Origin of the sequence: Novacetimonas cocois, from assembly GCF_003311635.1 — a bacterium.
Taxonomy (GTDB): domain Bacteria; phylum Pseudomonadota; class Alphaproteobacteria; order Acetobacterales; family Acetobacteraceae; genus Novacetimonas; species Novacetimonas cocois.
In genome coordinates this window covers 144734-165368 of sequence record NZ_QEXL01000003.1, presented here as the reverse complement: position 1 = coordinate 165368, position 20635 = coordinate 144734, and the positions used below count along the sequence as shown (strand labels likewise).

The 20635-nt window shown below is 62.5% G+C and carries 13 protein-coding genes and 1 riboswitch; of the genes, 10 read left to right on the top strand and 3 right to left on the bottom strand.

What is annotated here, in order from left to right:
- Positions 1-122 precede the first annotated feature (122 nt).
- The 6 genes from NJLHNGOC_RS03535 (at position 123) to NJLHNGOC_RS03505 (ending at position 8746) form a co-directional block, all read left to right on the top strand.
- The gene (locus NJLHNGOC_RS03535; protein ID WP_113595122.1) at positions 123-836 is read left to right on the top strand and encodes a hypothetical protein; all 714 of its coding nucleotides are present in this window, start codon (positions 123-125) and stop codon (positions 834-836) included.
- A gap of 72 nt (positions 837-908) precedes the next feature.
- A riboswitch (Fluoride riboswitch) is annotated at positions 909-989 on the top strand.
- Positions 990-1377: 388 nt separating this feature from the next.
- Positions 1378-2199, top strand: a complete 822-nt coding sequence (locus NJLHNGOC_RS03530; protein ID WP_338045540.1) for a universal stress protein — start codon at positions 1378-1380, stop codon at positions 2197-2199.
- Positions 2200-2237: 38 nt separating this feature from the next.
- The gene (gene crcB, locus NJLHNGOC_RS03525) at positions 2238-2657 is read left to right on the top strand and encodes a fluoride efflux transporter CrcB (RefSeq protein ID WP_113595121.1); all 420 of its coding nucleotides are present in this window, start codon (positions 2238-2240) and stop codon (positions 2655-2657) included.
- A 369-nt stretch (positions 2658-3026) separates the two neighbouring features.
- Entirely contained in the window at positions 3027-6188 is a 3162-nt protein-coding gene (locus tag NJLHNGOC_RS03515; RefSeq protein WP_113595119.1) for an efflux RND transporter permease subunit, read from the top strand.
- Complete coding sequence (locus NJLHNGOC_RS03510; RefSeq protein ID WP_113595177.1) at positions 6181-7356, top strand: efflux RND transporter periplasmic adaptor subunit; 1176 nt, start codon at positions 6181-6183, stop codon at positions 7354-7356. The genes NJLHNGOC_RS03515 and NJLHNGOC_RS03510 overlap by 8 nt, the downstream gene beginning before the upstream one ends.
- Positions 7346-8746 (top strand): efflux transporter outer membrane subunit, encoded by a 1401-nt coding sequence (locus NJLHNGOC_RS03505; RefSeq protein WP_113595118.1) that lies wholly within the window; start codon positions 7346-7348, stop codon positions 8744-8746. The genes NJLHNGOC_RS03510 and NJLHNGOC_RS03505 overlap by 11 nt, the downstream gene beginning before the upstream one ends.
- A 59-nt stretch (positions 8747-8805) precedes the next feature.
- On the opposite strand, the gene NJLHNGOC_RS03500 is transcribed toward NJLHNGOC_RS03505, so the two are convergent.
- Both NJLHNGOC_RS03500 and tmpT read right to left on the bottom strand, forming a co-directional pair.
- Entirely contained in the window at positions 8806-10062 is a 1257-nt protein-coding gene (locus NJLHNGOC_RS03500) for a cation:proton antiporter (protein ID WP_113595117.1), read from the bottom strand.
- Between the two features lie 301 nt (positions 10063-10363).
- Positions 10364-11017: a thiopurine S-methyltransferase gene (tmpT, locus tag NJLHNGOC_RS03495; protein WP_113595176.1), complete on the bottom strand. Its 654-nt coding sequence runs from the start codon at positions 11015-11017 to the stop codon at positions 10364-10366.
- 139 nt (positions 11018-11156) lie between these two features.
- On the opposite strand from tmpT, the gene NJLHNGOC_RS03490 reads away from it, so the two are divergent.
- Positions 11157-11975, top strand: coding sequence for a dienelactone hydrolase family protein (locus tag NJLHNGOC_RS03490; protein ID WP_113595175.1), 819 nt, complete (start codon positions 11157-11159; stop codon positions 11973-11975).
- A 51-nt stretch (positions 11976-12026) separates the two neighbouring features.
- Here NJLHNGOC_RS03490 and NJLHNGOC_RS03485 read toward each other — a convergent pair whose 3' ends face one another.
- On the bottom strand, positions 12027-16862 hold the full coding sequence (locus NJLHNGOC_RS03485) for an ATP-dependent helicase (RefSeq protein ID WP_113595116.1): 4836 nt from the start codon (positions 16860-16862) through the stop codon (positions 12027-12029).
- Positions 16863-17007: 145 nt separating this feature from the next.
- Here NJLHNGOC_RS03485 and NJLHNGOC_RS03480 point away from each other — a divergent pair, with 145 nt between their 5' ends.
- From NJLHNGOC_RS03480 to NJLHNGOC_RS03470, 3 genes are all read left to right on the top strand, one after another.
- Positions 17008-18015 (top strand): zinc-dependent alcohol dehydrogenase family protein, encoded by a 1008-nt coding sequence (locus NJLHNGOC_RS03480; protein ID WP_113595115.1) that lies wholly within the window; start codon positions 17008-17010, stop codon positions 18013-18015.
- A gap of 503 nt (positions 18016-18518) precedes the next feature.
- Positions 18519-19889: an NAD-dependent succinate-semialdehyde dehydrogenase gene (locus NJLHNGOC_RS03475; RefSeq protein WP_113595114.1), complete on the top strand. Its 1371-nt coding sequence runs from the start codon at positions 18519-18521 to the stop codon at positions 19887-19889.
- Between the two features lie 251 nt (positions 19890-20140).
- A complete protein-coding gene (locus tag NJLHNGOC_RS03470) occupies positions 20141-20632 on the top strand; it encodes a 2Fe-2S iron-sulfur cluster-binding protein (protein WP_113595113.1) in 492 nt (163 codons plus the stop codon).
- Positions 20633-20635 lie beyond the last annotated feature (3 nt).

Sequence of the window (20635 nt, the reverse complement as noted above, 5' to 3'; positions counted from 1 at the left end):
CGATGCCGTGCCGGCCATCACAGGCCGGGGAAACCCATCCCTGCCTGTTGCCGCGGATCCGACCCATCTTCCATCGACGGGCCGGTCGCGATGACTGCAATGCCCCATTTCAGGAGCCGAAAGTGCATAATCTCGATTTCAGTTCGTGGCACAGCCTTCTGGTCACCCTGATCGGCCTGTCGCTGATTACGCTGATTGGCGTTGGCATCCGGCTGCTGATGATGGTTGTCATCCAGCAGCGTCGCGAACGCATGAACCGCCAGATCAATGAACGCCTGCGGACCCTGATCGCGGCCTACCGGACGCTGGGCGGCTCCTTTACCGGCGATCTGGCGGTCGATCCACGACATCGCCGTGAACTTCGCATCATGCCGGAAGGCGCGACGCTGCCGGGCGATGACGTAACTGGCCAGACGGGGACGCAGGCGGGTTCAGAACGCGCGCGGCGCATCCGCGACGCGGTGGAGGCCGCGCTGTCGGACATCATCCTTCTCGGCACGGAGGAACATGTCCGCTTGGCCGAACAGGCGGCACGGGAACTTGTGGCGGGACAGCGTGTGCATACCCATAACCTTGTCGTCTCGCTCCGCAGTTTCATCCGTAAGGCACTTGATCTCGAACCCATTCCGTCCGACCTCGCCATTCCCATGCAGGGGCCGGTGCGCACGTCGTCATCCGGTGGGCGGGCGAAGGAGGATGGCAAGAAAGACGGGTCGGATAAAGGCGGCGGTGGTGGCGGAGGCGATGGCGGCATGCACGGGTCGGGTGAGATGACGGCTTTTGGTGGCGGAACCGGCACGGACAGCCACGATGCGGCATCTCATCCCGGCCCCTGAGCGGATGCAGGGGGCAGGGGCCCGCACGGGATCGGGCAAGGCGCTTGACCTGAGCATATCGCGGATGCGAATGTGGGGGCAGGCAATGGACTCTGCCTGACTTCCTTTCCAAGGGGTCGAACCGCCCGCAGGGCTGATGATTCCTACCTCGCCACATGGCATGAGAGGGAGGAGTGTGTCTGCGGTCATGGGTCTGTTTTTCCGGAATTCTGGATATGATCGGTCCACGATCCTGCGGGATTGTGGTGACGCTTTGTATCGCGTGTCCGCTCTGCCCGTCCGGGCGGAGTGTCGGCCTTTGGGAAAAGGGATGTTCCATGCCCCCGCATGACGTCCTTATCGCCTCGGATAAATATGGTGCCCCATCGATCCCATCGGTTCAGATACACGTTTCCGATCCTGTCCGGAGCGGAAATGGAAGTATTCCATTGCGATGGAAATCAAGAGAAACAACCGGACGCATCGTAAATAAAATATCCACCAACAGAATTACAATAAACAACAAGATCCGAATGCAACCCAACTTCCTGCGGGAGTACTGATGATGCGTATCCTCGCCATCCTTGATCGTCCTGAAACGGCCATGTTCACGCTTGAGACGGCAAGCGGACTGGCGGACCGGTTGAACGGCCCCGAAATCCGGGTTCTCTGCCCGCAGCCGGCAGGCGATCCGGATTTTCAGTCCCCTGATGAGGGATTGCCCACCCATGAGGAAAAATCCCGCTTCGCGCATGACATCTCCACCCGGGTGGAGGCCCTGCGTAACGCCTTCGATCGCTGGGCGGCCCCTGCGGGACAGTCCCATGGTGCCCGATGGGTGGAAATCGCGGGCGATATTCGCAAGGTCGTCGCGCGTGAGGCAATGGCCGCCGACATGACGGTCCTGAGCCGCCCGCGTTCCGGGGATGCGGATCATGTAACGCTGGCATTTTCCGCAGCACTTTACGACGCCAGGGCGGCCGTGGTGGTCGCCCCCCTGCAGCATCATCAAACGGTGGGCGCGCATCCGGTCATTGCCTGGCATCCGGCCCCCAATCTGGAACGCGCCATGGCCGCCGCCCGCCCCCTGTTGGAAAGCGCGTCCCGCGTCACGGTCATCATCGGGGAAAGCCGGGAAAATGAACAGCCGGACCCGCCCTTTGTCGATGCGTTGCGCCAGCGGGGGATTCCCGTAACGGTTGATCGTTTCATCATCGCCTCGGCCAATGTGGGGGAGGAAATCAGAACCCGCGCCCTGGCGGCGGGCGGTGACCTGCTGGTCATGGGCGCGTACAGCCGCCCGCATTTCATCGAATGGCTTTTCGGCGGACCGACGCGCGACATCCTTGCGCACGGCACGCTGCCCATCCTGACACATCACTGAAACCGCCACCGCAAAAGAGACGGGAGAGAAAACCACCCATGTATTCGAATGTCCTGCCTACCCTCCTGATCGCGCTTGGGGGCGCGATGGGGACCGTCCTGCGCTACTGGGTTGGACTGGCGACCGCACGGTGGAGCCAGTCTCTGCCTTGGGGGACGATCCTGATCAACGTGACTGGCTCCTTCGCCATCGCCTTTTTCGCCGGGCTGACCATGGCGGGGGGACGTCTGCATGTCCCTGAGACAGGCAGGCTTGTATTCATGGTGGGGATCTGCGGCGGATATACGACGTTTTCCTCATTCAGCCTCCAGACGCTGGATCTTTTCCGCAACGGGACGCCGGAAAAAGCCTTTCTCAACATGGGACTTTCCGTAGTCCTGTGCATGATCGCGGTATCGTTCGGCTATTACGCGGCACAGGCCCTGAACCAGGCCGACACGACCATCGGGCATCACTGATCCGCTGTGTTTCGGTGGTTTCGTGCCGCCGGAATCAGGCCACCATGACATGACTTTCCATGGCCGTTTCCCGTAACCTGCGCGACATCATGCGCGGGCGGGTGGTCATTGCCTGAAACCCGGTATGGCCGCTGGAGCGGCGGCTGCGGTTTTTTCGGAATTTGATGTCATCCGATCTCCCCATTCATGCGTTCAGCGTGAAACCGGCCGGAACCAAGGAAACCGGTTGCGGCGGCAGGGAGCGCGATCATGAAAATGCGGGTCGTCATCAGTGGGACGCGTGCCATCCGCTCCCTGCGTGCAGGAAGGGGATCGCAGCGGGGCCGGGTGGAACATGCCGGCACAAGCCGCAGGGGATAGTCCCGGGGCATGAACGCGATTGTCCGTCTGGCGCTTGCCCGTCCCTATACCTTCGTCGTGATGGCGATCCTGATCGCCATTGCCGGCGTGCTTTGTGCCATCCGCACGCCAGAGGACATCTTTCCCGATATCGGCATTCCCGTCATCGCCGTGGCATGGACCTACAGCAACCTTTCGCCGCAGGACATGTCGGGACGCATTGAACTGCCATTCCAGCGGGTGCTGACAACCACCGTCAACAACATCGAACATATCGAGGGGGAATCGCTGACGGGCATTGGTGTTACCAAGATTTTCTTTCAGCCCGGCACCGATGTCCGCATCGCCAACGCGCAGGTCACGGCCATCGCGCAGACGATCCTGCGCCAGCTTCCTGTCGGCACCACGCCCCCGCTGATCCTCAACTACAGCGCATCGACGGTGCCCATTGTCCAGATCGCCCTGTCGGGACAGGGGCTGACCGAACAGCAGATGTATGATTACGGCTTCAACTTCATCCGCAACCGGCTTGTCACGGTGCCGGGGGCCGCGATCCCGTATCCCTATGGCGGACGGGTGCGCCAGATCCAGATGGACCTTGACCCCCGGCAGCTGCAGTCGCGTGGCGTCTCGGCGCAGGATGTCGGCACCGCCCTGAGCAGCCAGACCCAGATCACGCCAGCGGGCTTCGTAAAGATCGGGGAATACCAGTACAATTTCAGGCTGAACAACCAGCCGGTTTCCGTGGAACAGCTCAACATGTTGCCGGTGCGGACGATAAACGGCGCGGTGGTGCGCGTGCGCGACGTCGCCCATGTGCGCGACGGCGCGATGCCGCAGCAGAATGTCGTCCACGTTGACGGACAGCGTTCCGCCCTGATGACCGTCCTGAAATCGGGCGCGACCTCCACCATTTCCATCGTGCAGGGCATCAGGGACATGGTGCCCGATGCGACACGCGGCCTGCCGAAACAGCTCCGCCTCCGCCTTGTCAACGATCAGTCGCTGTTCGTGAAGGCTGCGGTCAACGGCGTCATGCGCGAGGGCGCGATCGCAGCCTGCCTGACCAGCCTCATGATCCTGCTGTTCCTCGGGTCGTGGCGTTCGACCCTGATTGTCGCGACCTCCATCCCGCTGTCGGTCATGGGGGCGATCACGGCCCTGTCCACGCTGGGCGAGACCCTGAATGTCATGACGCTGGGCGGTCTTGCGCTGGCGGTAGGGATCCTGGTGGACGAGGCGACCGTGACGATCGAGAATATCGAACGCCACCTGGAAATGGGCAAGGATGTCCACGCCGCGATCATCGATGGATCGGGGGAGATCATCGTCCCCGCCTTTCTTTCGCTGATATGCATATGCATCGTGTTCGTGCCGATGTTCTACCTGCCCGGCGTGGCGGGGTTCCTGTTCGTGCCGATGGCGCTTTCGGTCATGTTCGCGATGGTGATGTCCTTTGTGCTGTCACGCACGCTGGTGCCAACCATGGCGATGTTCCTGCTGCGCCCCCATCATGACGAAGGCGGCAGGCAGGGATTTTTTCAGAAATTCCAGAAAGGTTTCGAACGACGGTTTGACGCCCTGCGCACCCGTTACGGCGCGCTGCTTGAAGGGGTGCTGGAACATCGGGGCCGGTTTGTCGTCGGCTTCCTCGGCTTTGCGTTGCTGAGCATGGGGCTGCTGCCCTTTCTGGGGCGCAATTTCTTTCCGCAGGTGGATGCAGGCACCCTGACGCTGCATGTGCGCGGTCCCGTGGGCATGCGCATCGAGGAATCATCGGCCCTGTTCCAGCGGATCGAAAAACAGATCCGCAGGCGGATCGCGCCGGCCGAACTGGACTCGATCGCCGATAACATCGGCCTTCCCACCAGTTCCATCAACACGGCCTATAACGCGTCGGGCACGATCGGGCCGCAGGATGGGGACATCATCGTGGCACTCAGGCCGGATCACCGGCCTACCGGACATTATATCCATATCCTGCGCCGCGAACTGCCGAAACTCTTCCCCGAGGCGACCTTTGCCTTCCTGCCGTCGGACATCACCAGCCAGATCCTCAATTTCGGGGCCCCGGCGCCCATAGACATTCAGGTTTCCGGCCCCAACCCGGCCGATACGCGGCAGTTCGCGGAACGGATCCTGCGCCAGATCCGCCGGATCGACGGGCTGGTCGATGCCCGTATCCAGCAGCCGGGGCATTACCCCGAACTCCGCTTCGATGCGGACCGGACCCGCATCAATCAGCTGGGCCTGACCGAAAGCGACGTGACAGGCAGCATCGCGACCTCGATTGCGGGCACGGTGCAGACCGCGCCGCTTTACTGGGTGGATCCGCACAGCATGGTGACCTATCCCATCGCGGTGCAGATGCCGGAATACCGGATCAGTTCGCTGGCGGATGTCATCGGCCTGCCGGTTACCGGAATTGCGACATCCCAGCTGCAGGTGCTTGGCGCGCTGGGCACGATTACGCGCGATACGACCTCGCCGGTGGAGGCGCAGTACAACATCCGCTCCCTGATCGATGTTTTCGCGGGCGGGGATGGCCGCGACCTTGGCGCGATCGCAACGGATGTGCAGGCGGTGCTGCACCATCTGGAACATGAACGGCCGGAGACCGTCACGGTTACGCTGCGCGGGCAGTACCAGGCCATGACAACCGCATTTTCGGGCATGGGATTCGGCCTTCTGGGCGCGATCGTGCTGATTTACCTGCTGATCGTCATCAATTTCCAGAGCTGGACCGATCCCTGCATCGTGGTCCTTGCCCTGCCGGGGGCGCTGGCGGGCATATGCTGGATGCTGTTCGCCACGCGCACCCCGCTTTCGGTGCCGGCGCTGACGGGGGCGATCATGTGCATGGGGGTCGCCACGGCGAACTCCATCCTTGTCATTACCTTCTGCCGTGAACAGCTGGCAGAACATGGCGATGCGATCCGCGCGGCCGTAACCGCGGGCAGCACCCGCCTGCGGCCCGTCCTCATGACGGCGCTGGCGATGATCATCGGCATGCTGCCCATGGCGCTCGGACTGGGGGAGGGGGGGGAGCAGAACGCGCCGCTGGGCCGTGCCGTCATCGGCGGCCTTCTGTTCGCGACCTGTGCCTCCCTGTTCTTCGTGCCGACGCTGTTTGCCGTCATCTATGACCGGCGTGCGCGCCATCAGGCGACCGGGGCTCATGCCCATGGCTAACGCAGACCGATCGATACAGCATGCAGGACACAGGATACGGCTGCGGTGGATCGTGATCGGCGGGGCCGGTCTTTTTGCGCTCATCCTTGTAACAGGTCTCCTTGAACGTCTGCATTCCCGCCGGCAGCTTCATGCCACGACCATGGCCGCGCTGGTGCCGAGCGTGACCGTCGTCCATCCGGGCGGTCACGCGGTCGATACGCTGGTCCTGCCCGGCATCCTTCAGGCATGGTACACGGCCCCCGTCTATGCACGGACCAATGGCTACCTGCGACGCTGGTATGTCGATATCGGACAGAAGGTGACGGAAGGCGAGCTTCTGGCGGAAATCGATACGCCGGATGTCGACCTTCAGCTTGCCGGTGCGCGCGCGGCGCTGGGCACCCGGACGGCCCAGCGCGACCTTGCGCGCATCACGTCGCGGCGGTGGGACCGCCTTGTCGTGCAGAACGCCGTTTCCCAGCAGGAGACGGACGAACGCCGCGGCAACCTCGCCGCCAGTGAAGCCGCCCGTCACGAGGCGGAGGCAGAGGTCGGGCGGCTGGAGACGCTGTCGGGGTTCAAACGTATCATCGCGCCATTTTCAGGGGTCGTGACCAGCCGCGCGACCGATATCGGCGCGCTGATCGTCGCGGGCACCGCCGCCGCACAGCCCCTGTTCAGCGTATCGGACGTAACCCGGCTGCGGCTGTATGTCCGGGTGCCACAGGCCTATGCCGCGCGGATGCGTGAGGGGTTCGTCGCCCGTTTCACGGTGCCCGATTACCAGGAACGCAGGTTCGAGGCACACCTGCTGCATTCCGCCGACGCCGTTGATTCCCAGTCGGGCACCATGCTGGTCCAGCTTGTCTATGACAATACGGAAAATCTTCTCAAACCCGGGGCGTATGCGCAGATTTCCTTCACGTTTCATGGGCCGGGACCGCAGGTCCCGCCATCGGCGCGCATTCCCGCCAGCAGCCTGCTGTTCCGCAGGGACGGGACAACGGTGGCGCTTGTCGATGATAGCAATCACGTCCATATCCAGCCCATCTCCATCATGACCGATTTCGGAACCGAACTGGAGGTCACCGGCCTGACCCCGCGCAGCAGGGTCATCGACAACCCGCCCGACGATATTGCCGAGGGCGATCCGGTCAAACCGCGTGAGGACGGACATGCGTCCTGAGTGGCGCAGGGGGATCATCATCCTTGTCTCCCTGCTGTGTGGATGCGACCTCTCCCCACGTTACAGAAAACCGGTCATGGCGGATATTCCGGTCACCTTCCGCGAAAGTGGGCCATGGACGCCCGTAACCCCTGCGGACAGCGTGGGGCGCGGCGCATGGTGGAAAATCATGGATGATGAGGAACTGAACCGGCTGGAGGACAGGATCGAACATGGCAGCCCGCAGCTGGCGGCGGCGGTGGCGCGATATGACCAGGCACGCGCGCTTGTCCGTCGCGCGCGGGCCGAGTTCTTTCCCCAGGTCGATGCCACGGCCAGCGCACAGCGCGAACGCGCGCTGTTTCCCGCGACAGGGCGTTATTATGAATATCGTGATTATGACGCGGGCGGCACCATTTCGTGGGAGCCGGACATCTGGGGCCGCATCCGCAACCTGGTCAGGGCCGCGCGGGCCGATGCGCAGGCAAGCGCGGGCGACCTTGCCTCCCTGCGTCTCAGCCTCGAAGGGGAACTGGGTGACGATTATTTCCAGCTGCGCGGCCTCGATGCCCGCATCAGCCTGCTGCACAAGACCATGGCGGCCTATTCTGCGGCGCTGGACCTGACAACGAAACGTTTTGCCGGCGGGGCCTCGAACGAACTGGATGTCGGGCGGGCGCGGACCCAGCTGGCCACGGTCCAGTCCCAGCTGGAACAGCAGGTTGCAGACCGGGCGCTGCTTGAACACGCCATCGCCGTGCTGATCGGTGAACAGCCCTCCACCTTTTCCGTGATGCCCCGCGACGACCTTGTGCCCGTGCCGGTCATTCCCGTCACCGCCCCGTCCCTGCTGCTTGAACGCCGGCCGGACGTCGCTTCGGCCGAGCGGCACATGATCGCGGCCAATGCGCGGATCGGCGTCGCGAAGGCGGCATTCTTTCCCAACATCACGCTGGGTGCGACCGGCGGATCGGAAAGCACGACAAATACGCTGCTGTCGGCGGGATCAGGCGTGTGGGCGCTGGGACCGGCCCTTGCCACGCTGGCGATATTCGATGGCGGGCGGCGGTTTGCCAATCTGGCGATCACCCATGCGGAATATGCCGAAGCCGCCGCGAATTACCGGCAGGTGGCCCTCAATGCCTTTCGCGAGGTCGAGGACCAGCTGGCGTTGCTTAATCATCTGGCCGATGCCTCGGCACGGCAGGATGAAGCCGTCGCCGCCGCCACGCGGACCGATCAGCTGGCCGCCATCCAGTATCGGGAGGGCGCGGTTGACTACCTTCAGGTCGTGATAGCGCAGACAGCGGAATTACAGGCACGCGAAGACCTGATTACGGTCAACACGCGTCGTCTCATGGGGGGGATCGACCTTATCCGCGCCATGGGCGGGGACTGGGGCAGAAGCTGAATGGAACCAGAAGGGCGCAGGCCACGCTGCCATGGCCTGCGGTTGGGCATGAATGTGCCTTATTCCTGAACGGGCACTACCCTTTGGCATGCGCGGGGCGCGGGGGCCTTGCGCGGGCGCGGGGCGACGAACTGGAACAGGGGGCCTGTCAGTATCGTCGAAATGACCGCAAGCAGCATCAGCGACGTGAATGCGAATTCCGAAATCATGCCCTGGGCATGCAGGATCGTGGCCGCCACGATTTCCATCAGGCCCTTGCACTGCAGGAGTGAGCCGATCGCCAGCTTCTGCCGCCCGCTCAGGTCCGCCGCCGGCGCGAACAGATAGACCCCGCCCATTTTGGAGGCGATGGAGATCACCACGAGCATGACGGAGGCAAGGACCGACGGCCATGTCAGGGCATCGCCATTGATGTGCAGGCCGCTATGACCAAAGAACATCGGCGCGAACCAGATCAGGGCGAACGTCCCGACCTTTTCCACCGGCAGGCGCCGGACCCAGCCCGGCGGCATGACGGCCCCGGCGAAGTACGCCCCGATCAGTTCATGCAGCCCAAGCTGCATGCTCGCCCACGAACCCGCCGCCAGATAAAGCGGCAGGCAGCCCCAGATCAGCCACAAGGGCGGATGGCGCAGGTTGCGCGTCGCCCAGCTTCCCATCAGGGCAAGACCTGCCAGCAGGCCGACAGCAAGGAACTGCATGGCGCTCCAGCCATGCAGCGCGGCCGATCCCCTTGCCGCGAACTGCAGGGCGGCCAGCCCGATCCACAGGGTCGCGTCATCAACCACCGCAAGCTTGAGCGCCAGTTGCCCAAGCGGTTTCTGCGCGGGTTCGAGTTCCCGCACCACACCGATCAGAACCGGCAGGGCGCTTACGGCAATGCACAGCCCGATGCCCAGCGCCGCGATCACGCCGGTTGCGTGGGGGGGCTGCCACCCGCGAAGGGGCAGGAAAAACTGATAGATCAGGGCCGAACCGACGAAGAACGGCACCGCCATGGCGACGAACGCCCCGCCAAGCAGCCGCCCGACAGAGGGTTGAGGCACGGACTGCGCAGAAGGATCCTCGCCGGGGTGCTGCCACATTTCCAGTCCCGCCGTAAAGGCAAGGATCAGGACCGCCACCCAGCCGATATCGGTGCCATAGACGGACGGTATCCCCAGCCGCCCGACCGGCAGATGGAAGGCGGCCAGAGTAATGCCGACAAGGATCGGAAGGACAACGATCGGGATGGCGCGCTGCATAAGCCGCCATGCAATCCACGGCAGCAGCACGAAGACACCCGCATCCAGAATAAGCGCCGTAATATCTGACATGATCTATCCTCCCTCGCTTATTGGAGGGAGAGTGTATGTTTTTTCATGCCTGATATGCAAATTTTACATTATTTTGACGACGGGATTACATCCGGTTATCTGTCATGCATCTGAAATAATGCGTTGTTATATATTCATAATTTTCCAACATCCTGAAACAGGTTCACATTTCTGACATCAGGTTTCCGCCTCGCTTTACCCCGGTTCGACCGGATCATTCGCCACGATTTCCCTTTCCGACGGCGTTGCTGGATATGGCCGGGCATCGCCTTCCGCCTGATGGGCGGCACGAAATGATGGCTTACCGTGCTGGTTCGCTGCGGGGTTCCAGCTTCCAGACGGTTTCCACCGCCGGGCAGGTGCCCTTCAGGCCACCGGGGATGTCCTGTCTTTCCAGGCAGGTCAGCTGAAACCTGTCCTCATAATGCCGTCGGACCTCGGCCTCATCGACTGAAAAGGGCGGACCCGGGCGGCATGACTGGTCATAATCAAGACAGATCAGAAGCTGGGATGCCGCATCCGTAATCGAAATCAGGTGCGTGGCATAACCCTGCCTGACAGGCGCGGGCAGGGCGATGAGTGCCGCGCGATCATACACCCCGTCGATAGGTCCCAGCTCATGCCGGGTCAGGTCAAAGAAATCGCCGACAAAAATGCACAGTTCCCCCGCCTCGAAACGCTGCAGCCTGTTCATCGTGGTAATGCGCGGGGTCAGGCCGAGTTCGGCAAACAGCTGCCTGACTGCAATATCGCTCAGTTCAATGCCGCGGACCTGATATCCCTGTGCCAGCAACCAGTGGATATCGAGGCTTTTTCCGCACAGGGGCAGGAAGATGCGCGACCCGGCCGCAAGATGCATCGCAGGGAAGTGGCGGATCAGGAACGCATTGGGCTGGCGTTCATGAAAGCCGATCTCATTGCGCTGCCATTTCGCGTGCCAGAAGGCAGCATTTATCGCATTTTCATTCATGCGGACAGTTTATACGGTGGAAACATAACAGTCACGATAATGGGATCCGCATGGAAACGCAGGCGGATTTATGATCCGGACACAGCTATTTCATCAGCCATTTCATGGGGGCCCCATGCGGACCATGCTTTCATCCTTCCTTTCGCGCTGCTGGCTGATACTCGTCCTGTCCTGCCTGCTTGCCGGGTTCGGGCCGGTGGCACAGGCGCGAATGGTGGCAAGGCCCGTGTCATGGGATTTCGAACATACGCGTTTTGACAGTGTCATCGTCTATGACGATGCGGTCACGACAAAGCGGCCCGGCTTGTTGATGGTGCCCGCATGGTTCGGGGTCAATGACAATGCCATCCACAAGGCTGAACAGATCGCGGGGCAGAGCTATGTCATCCTGCTGACGGACATGTATGGCGCTGGTATCCGGCCGCGCAATACGGCGCAGGCCCGCGCTGCTGTCGGGCCATTGCTGGTGGATCGGGCGCTGATGCGCCGGCGCGTCAACTTTGCATTGCAGCAGTTCCGGGCACAGGTGGATACGGCACCGCTTGATCCGTCTCGCCTTGCGGCGATCGGTTTCTGTTTTGGCGGGGCCGCCGTGCTTGACCTTGCGCGCAGTGGCGCGGCCATTGCGGCGGCCGTGTCGTTCCACGGCAATCTCAGCACGGACAATCCGGCACTGGCGAAACAGATCCATGCCCACGTACTGGCGATGAATGGCGCGGATGATGAGGCAACGGCGCCGGATTTCGGATCCTTCATGCAGGAAATGCGGCAAAGCCCCGCACCGTGGCAGTTCCTGGTGATCGGACACGCGGTTCACTGCTTTACAGAGACGGAGGCGACCGCCACGACGGGACAGTGCCGGTATGATCCACAGGCGACGGCACAGTCCTATGCCCTCATGGACCAGTGGCTGGCGACCAGCTTTGAAAAGGGCGATCGTTAAAAGCTTTACCTGATACGTCGTTTTCCAAAAAAAGTTTTGAAAAACGACGTATCAGCCACGCCATCCCAATCCTTTTGGCAGGGCAAAGAACCCGACCTGACGAAGGTCAGGGACCAGCGATGACCGGCCTGCCGGTTCCCCGTTAATTGTCTCCACGGTGAACATGGCCCTTTTTTCACGTTTCAGCATCAAGGCCAGTGCCGTGAAGGATGCGGAAGCCATGGCCGGGCTACGGGGGACATCCGGGTGGAAATATGTCAGCAGGCTTCGTCCGCCATGCGACAGATAGAGTGTCAGACACCCGTCGCACAGGACGACGATCGCGCCCTTGCGCCGCACCGGTCTTATGCCGGTACCGTGCACGGGCCATGCCAGGATCGTGCCATACGGATTGGCGGGATCCAGTGCGGCGAGGGCAAGTGCGACGGGTTCTGCGGTCGGGGCCGTGGCCAGATCGCGCAGGCGGTCGATCGTCTCGCGATCGGCGAACTGGGCCGCGCCCAGTTCCTCCACGAATCTTCCGCGCAGGACATGTCCCGCATCCTCCATGCGGCGCAGGAAGGGATGCAGCGCCGGAAAGCCGCCATTCACGTCCTCTGCCATTGTCGCTCCGCGGGTCACGATGGCGTATCTGTCCATGATTTTTTCCACGACTGCCAGTCCACGCTCCGTATCGCTGCATGGCCTGTACGGAATCACGGACCAGCGGCCGGGCATCGTGGCGTCTTCGTGTCGTGACGCGCCCTGCAACGCGGCGCCAGGCGGACGAAGGCGCGAGGACGGGGCCCATATCCCGCCATGCCGTCGCATGGGACGTGCTGGCCTGCGCTCTGCCAGCGATGGTCCGCGCGGAGTGACAAGCAACCGTAGCGGCGCGAAGCTGTCCGCCGAGACATAGCCATGCCAGACAAGCCCCCACAGGGCGGAGCGGATATCACTGGTCGTGGCGCGCTCCATTCCGGCTGGCGGCATGGCGTCGGGATGCAGCAGGTCACGCAGCTGACGCACGAAAAAGGCGCCCCCATCCGCCATGATGTGCAAAATCCGGTTCTGGAGCGTGGACAGTTCCTCCGGCGGGACTGACGGGGCGGCGGGAAGCGTCTGTTCCGCGATGTCGCGCAGGTGCAGGGAAACATGGCCGTCATCATCCCCGATGGTCCCGTGCCCAAGCCAGATGACGTCACCGCTGGCAAGCAGGCTGTCGAGCATGTGCGGGGCATAGTCGCGCACGCGCGAAGGCAGGATATGCGTTTCCCACAGGGAGGCTGGCAGGGGCAGGGAGACCAGCTGTTCAATGACGCGGATGACGCCATCAATCCCCTCCAGACATCCGTGTCCGGGAATTGACGCAGCCGCAGCGAAACCGGCGGTTCCGACGGCGGGACACAGGTAATGCCGTTCGGCAAGCAGGCGGACATAGGCCTGTGGCGGCACGGGCCGCGTGGCATCCCGCGCGGCGCGAAGCGAACGCAGGCGGAGACGGCGGAAGACTTTCGCCGATACCCATTCATGTTTCGCGACGGGCAGGTCGCCCACGGTGGCGGGTGCCTCCTCCTCCAGCTTTCTTTCGACCCCGAAATTGCCTTTCAGGACCGTGCCCCGGTCGCTCAGCTCGTTCAGGCCCCTGTCCGCCACCACCGTCCCAAGCCCGAAATGGCTGGCGATTTCGCCGGTGGTAAAAGGGGTATGGGTGCGCGCGTAACGGGCAAGGAGGTCGCGCAGAGGATCATCGGCCGGACGCAGGAACGCATCGGGAATGCCATCAGGAAGTCGTACGCCAAGCGCATCGCGCAGCCTGCCCGCGTCCTCGATGATTGCCCAGTGTTCCTCGCCCGCGATATCGACCGCGATCAGACGCGATGCACGCTGCAGTTCATGAAGATACGCGCCCACATTTCCGGCCTCCGCCTCCGCGACGCTGCGGGTGATGCGCGGCAGCGTCAGCGGCCCGAGTTCACGCAGAAGGTCCACGATCCCTTCCGCGCCGCTGATGCGCCGATCGGGAAGGGTCCGGCCCAGTTCCTGCCCGACCAGCGCCACGACCTCGGGGTCAAGGATTTCGCTGAAATCAACCTGCCCCAGCAGGTCGTCAAGCAGGCCGGTATCCAGCGACAGGACGGAGGCACGACGTTCGGCCAGCGGTGCATCGTCCGAATACATGAACTGCGCGACATAGCCGAACAGCATCGTGGCGGCGAACGGGGAGGGGGTTTCGGTCGTCACTTCGACCAGGGCGATCTTTCCCGCCTGCAGGCCACCCATCAGGTCATGCAGGGCCGTCAGGTCATAGACATCCTGCAGACATTCCCGCGCGGTTTCGACAAGGATGGGAAAGTCGCGATGTTCATGCGCCACCTGCAGCAGCTGCGCCGAACGCAGCCTCTGCTGCCAAAGGGGTGAGCGCTTGCCCGGATTGCGGCGCGGCAGGAGCAGCGCGCGCGCGGCGCATTCGCGAAAGCGCGAGGCGAAGAGCGCGGATCCCCCCACGGCATTTGTCAGGAATCCCCGCAAAAGATCGGGATCGAACGTGAAAAGCCCAGCCCCCGGGACGCGTCCGCCCGCGTCGGGCACGCGCGCCACGATGCCGTCGTCGCTGGCGACCACCGACGGGTCAATCCCGAAGGTCCCGCGCGCCCGCTCCGCCACGGCCAGCGCCCACGCGGCATGGACGCGCCGGCCATAGGGGGAATGCAGGATGACGCGCCAGTCGCCGGTTTCATCGCGGCAGCGTTCGATGACAAGGGTTTCATCCGTGGGCACGACGCCCGTCGCCTCGTGCTGTTCCATCACATAGCGCACGATGTTGGTCGCGGCATTGGCATCCAGGCCAAGCGTCCTGAGCTGCGTGTCCACCAGCCGGCTGGCGGCGTCCTCGATCCCCGTGCGCGCGACGGACGTGTCGAGTTCGCGCAGGAACTGCCCGATCGCCTGCCCCAGTTCGGCGGGACGGCCGGGGCCGTCGCCACGCCAGAACGGCAGACGCGCGGAGCGTCCGGGGGCAGGCACGACGATCACCTGATCATTGGTGATCTGCTGTATCCGCCATGAGGAGGCACCCAGCGTGATGACATCATTCACGCGGGATTCATAGACCATCTCCTCGTCCAGTTCGCCGACCCGGCGCGCGCCGGCTTTTTCCTCCCCTTCGGGAAGCATCACGCTGAACATGCCGCGATCGGGGATCGTGCCCCCGCTGATGACGGCAAGCTGCCGCGCGCCCGGACGCGCGCTCAGGGTATCTTCTTTCCTGTCCCACACCAGCCGGGGGCGGAATTCGGCGAATTCGTCGGACGGATACTGCCCCGCCAGCATTTCAAGCGTGGCGTCGAAGGCCTTGCGCGACAGTTCATGAAACGGCCAGGCCCGCCTGACGGTCGCAAACCAGTCCTCCACCCCCAGCATATCCATCGCGACGGCGGCCACCGTCTGCTGCGCAAGGATGTCGAGCGGGTTGCGCGGCGGGGAGAGTGCCTCCAGCCTGCCTTCGAGCATGCAGCGGGCCGTTACGGTCGCATCGATCAGGTCCCGCCGGGAACGCGGATAGACAAGCCCGGTCGAAAGTCCGCCCACCTGATGGCCCGCCCGGCCGATACGCTGAAGCCCGCTGGCCACAGTGGGTGGCGCGCCGACCTGGATCACCAGATCGACCAGTCCCATGTCGATGCCGAGTTCAAGGCTGGAGGTCGCGACCACGCAGCGCAGTTCGCCGGATTTCAGGGCGGCCTCTATCTCCCCGCGCTGTTCCTTGGATACCGATCCATGGTGGGAACGCGCGATCAGCGGCGTGATCCCGGTCGCGCGTCCCTGCGTTCCCCCGGACCATGACTCGTAATGGACAGGCGTCGCAGGGGACGTGGGTGACTGGGCCTCATGCCGTTCGGCATACAGTTCGTTCAGCCGCGCCGTCAGCTTTTCCGCCAGGCCACGTGAATTGACGAAAACGATTGTCGAACGCCGGGTCTCGATCTGATCGAGGATATGGGCGGTCACGTGGGGCCAGATCGATCCCGTCTGGGCTGGGTGGGACGTGCCGCCGATGGGGCCGCCGGTGGCGGGGATGTCGGCCATATCCTCCACCGGAACGACAATGCGCAGTTCCAGGCGGCGCGACGATGCCGGATTGACCACCGTTGTCGGCTGCGCCCCGCCAAGGAAGCCTGCAACCCGTTCGACAGGGCGGACGGTGGCGGACAGGCCGATGCGCTGCGCCGGGCGCTGCAGAAGGCGGTCCAGCCGCTCAAGGCTCAGCGCAAGGTGGGAGCCACGCTTGGTCCCGGCGACGGCGTGGATTTCGTCGATGATGACGGTCCTGACATCCCGCAGCGTTTCACGGGCATTGGATGTCAGCATCAGGTAAAGGGATTCCGGCGTGGTGATGAGGATATCGGGCGGTCGCCGGACAAGGGCCGCGCGTTCCGACGGCGTGGTATCGCCGGTGCGCATCCCGACCGTTATCGTGACAGGCGGCGCGCCCTGTTCTTCACGCGCCGCACTGACGCCATCAAGGGGAATGCGCAGGTTACGCTGCACATCCGCGCCAAGCGCCTTGATGGGGGAGATATAGATGATCCCTGTCGTCGTCCGGGGGCGTCTGGTGGAAACGGGCGGCGCGGTTTCGCCCGCGCGGAAAAGGCCGTCGATGGCCTGAAGAAACGCGGCAAGGGTCTTTCCCGAACCCGTGGGCGCGATGACAAGGACACATTTCCCCTTGCGGATTTCCGTCCATGCGGCGCTCTGCACCGGGGTGGGGGCGCCAAAGGTGTCACGGAACCATGCGCGCGTCGCAGGCGTGAATGACGCAAGGCTTTCGTGGGAGGTGTCAGGCTGTCGGGTGCGCTTGCGGGAAATGGGTGTGGCCTCCGGTCGGTGTGATCCATGTCGGAACATGGCAATTCGTCATAACATGCGCGGCGTCCGGCATCAGCACCAATCCGGGGACGACGCATGTGTGGGCCACAAGACGGGGGCACGGATTGGAAATCGCTTCTGTCCTCTGATATCCCGGTCGTTCACGAAACAAGGAGAGGTGATCATGCCAAAGGCGATCATGGTGCAGCCGCCCGGGGGATTTGCGAACGTCGGCATCGCCGAGGTGGCATCGCGCGCGCCCGGCCCGGGCGAAATCCGGGTGAGGTTGCATGCCTCGTCCCTCAATTATCACGATTACGCCGTCGTCAGCGGCATGTGGGGACCCACGACGCCACGAATTCCCATGGCTGATGGCGCGGGCGACGTGGTGGAAGTCGGCCCGGGCGTGACGGAATTCGCGCCAGGGGACCGGGTGGTCAGCACATTTTTCCCGACATGGCTTTCCGGTGCGCCAGAAGTCATCGGATTTGCCACGGTTCCGGGGGATGGCGTCGATGGCTATGCCCGTGAAGAGGTCACCGCCGCCGCGACGTCATTTACCCGCGCGCCGGCGGGCTGGAGCCATGCCGAAGCCGCCACCCTGACGACAGCGGGCCTGACGGCATGGCGCGCGCTGTTTGTCGACGACCATATAAAGCCGGGCGATACGGTTCTGGTGCAGGGGACGGGCGGCGTCTCGATCTTTGCGCTCCAGTTCGCGAAGATGGCGGGCGCTACCGTGATCGCGACATCCTCCAGCGGTGAGAAGCTGGAGCGTCTGCGTGAACTTGGCGCGGATCACCTGATCAATTATCGCGAAGATACGACGTGGGGCAAAACCGCGTGGGATCTGACAGGCGGCAAGGGGGTCGATCATATCATCGAGGTCGGTGGCCCCTCGACCCTTGAACAGTCGATGGCCGCGATCCGTGTGGCGGGTCATATTTCCACGATCGGTATCCTCAGCGGGGTTTCGGGCCGGCTGGAAGTCGTGCCGATGCTGCTGAAGCAGTTCCGGCTGCAAGGGGTGCTGGTGGGCTGCCGGGTTGACCAGCAGGCCATGGTGCGGGCCTTTGAAAACTGCGCCATCCGACCGGTCATCGACCGTTCATTTGCGCTGGAAGATATTGTCGCAGCCTTCAGGTATCAGGAAAGCAACCGGCATTTCGGAAAAATCTGCCTGGAATTCTGACCGCGCGTCCCCTGGCCGGGTCATCTTCGGCTTCTTCCTGTTGCCCTGCTGTTTCTTTCAAAAGGAACTGCGGGCAACAGGGCATATCTGGCATGTCCGCGCCGATACCATGTATGACAGGGCGACGGTATTTTATGCCAGCCATTTCCATGAATGGATGCTATATTACTGATATATGCAGAATATTTCCTGAAATCTGATCCCGCATGGCAAAATCGGGATCATGACCTTTCGGCCCCTTGCCCCACCCTCCAGCAGGGAAAGGCAATGCCGCGCAGTTCTGACCTGAATGCATAACTCCCAGTCATAATAACGAATTTCACGTGATATTGAGCGTAAAAGACATTGTTGTACGACCATGACTATATATGGTCGTATATAGACATGGCTGACCAGCCCGCCATCTGTCGCGCAATTTCACATCATGACGGGCATGCCGTGGTCACGGCCGAAGCAATTTCAGGTTGGCCGTAGAAAAAATATCGGGAGGGAACCGTTTTACCATGAAATACCAGACCATAAATCCGTACACGGAAGAAACGCTCAAGACATTCGACCTTCATTCGGATGAGCAGCTGGCGGGCATCGTCGCAACGGCCGACGCCACCTACAGGAACAACTGGCGCAAAAAGAGCTTTGCTCAGCGCAGGGAAGTCCTGCACAAGGCCGCTGAAATCATGCGGCATAACCGCGATGCCTTCGCCACGCCGATTACCGTCGAAATGGGCAAGCTGTTCCGCGAGGCACAGGCGGAAGTGGACCTGAGTGCCGATATCCTTGATTATTACGCGGATAATGCGGAAAAATTCCTCGCCCCTGTCGATCTGAAGGTCAATGATGGGAAGGCGACAATCATCAGCCAGCCCATTGGCATCGTGTTCTGTATCGAACCGTGGAATTTTCCTTATTACCAGCTGGCGCGCGTGGCCGGTCCGAACCTGATGGCGGGCAATGTCCTGATCGTCAAGCACGCGCCCGGCGTGCCGCAATGCGCCGTCATGTTTGAGGAGCTGTTCGCCGATGCCGGCGCGCCCGAAGGAACATATTCGAATGTGTTCATCACCAACGAGCAGTCCGCAACCGTCGTGGCCGACCCGCGCGTGCGCGGCGTGGCCCTGACCGGAAGTGAACGCGCGGGCAAGGCGGTCGCGGCGGAAGCGGGCAGCGCGCTCAAGAAAAACACCATGGAACTTGGTGGCAGCGACGCCTTCATCGTGCTGGACGACGCCGATATGGATGTCGCGGTAAAATGGGCGGTCTGGGGCCGGATGAACAATACCGGACAGTGCTGCGTGGCGGCCAAACGGTTCATCGTGCATGAAAAGATCGCTGATACGTTCGTAGTCCGCTTCAAGGCGGAACTTGAAAAGCTGGTCGTCGGCGACCCGATGGATGAAAAAACGACCCTTGGCCCGCTTTGCAGCGAAAGCGCGCTGAAACTCGTGCTTGGCCAGATCGAGACGGCAGTGGCACATGGCGCGCGCGTCGTAACCGGCGGCAAACGCGTCGAACGGCCGGGCTATTTCCTGCAGGCGACCATCCTTGAGAACATTACCAAGGACAATCCCGCTTTCTATCAGGAGTTTTTCGCACCGGTCGCCCTGATCTTCCGCGTCCCGGATGAGCAGGCGGCGATCGACCTTGCCAATGACTCGCCTTATGGACTGGGCGGTTCCGTCATCACGACGGATATCGAACGCGGCAAACGTGTCGCCAGCCAGATCGAGACGGGCATGGTCTTCATCAACCGCTCCACATGGACGGCGCCCGGGCTGCCTTTCGGTGGCGTCAAGAATTCGGGATATGGCCGGGAGCTTTCCTCACTCGGCATCGAGGAATTCCTCAACAAGAAACTGATCCATACGCCAGCCTGATCGCTGTTGTGCGTGGGTGCGCAGGGGACGATCCATTGATGTCCGTTGCATAACATCAGGCTGTATCAGATGGCCTCCCTGCGACCGGAATCGCGGGGAGGCCAGATGTCCTGAAGTATGAAACAGGGGATGCGGATATCTCCTGATTACTGATCCCATCTCGGGATTACTTTTACCATACCTGTCATCGTATCTTTCCTGCTTGCGAAATATTTTCCCATTTCCCGCCTTGCCCTGCCGCATATTTCACGATGCCCGACAGGACAGGAGACAGCTACATTTCGTCCACGCCCTGCGTGATTGCCTCGCCCGGGCCATTGCATGCCCCCGATGGTGATGTAATCATCACGCCGCGTGGTCTGGATGGGTTCATGAAGGCCGCCTGTTTCTGCGTACCTGCCATCAACTGGCGCGCGGATCCGGGCCATAAGGAACCTTTCCGTGCCGCGCGGATGGCAAGAGTGGAGAATACCATGTCGGATCAGGCATTCGATGTCGTGCTGGCCCGTTCCGGCCGGACCGTTCACGTGTCTGCGGGACAGAGCATCGCAAACGCCCTGCTGGATGCGGGGATTGATGTGGCGGTGGCGTGCGAGGAAGGCATGTGTGGCGCGTGCGTCGTGCCCCTGCTGGCGGGGGAAGCCGATCATCGCGACACGGTTCTGGGCGATGACGAGCAGCAACGCGCGATCGCCCTGTGCTGTTCACGCGCACGCACGCCGTCCCTGACGCTGGATCTGTGATAT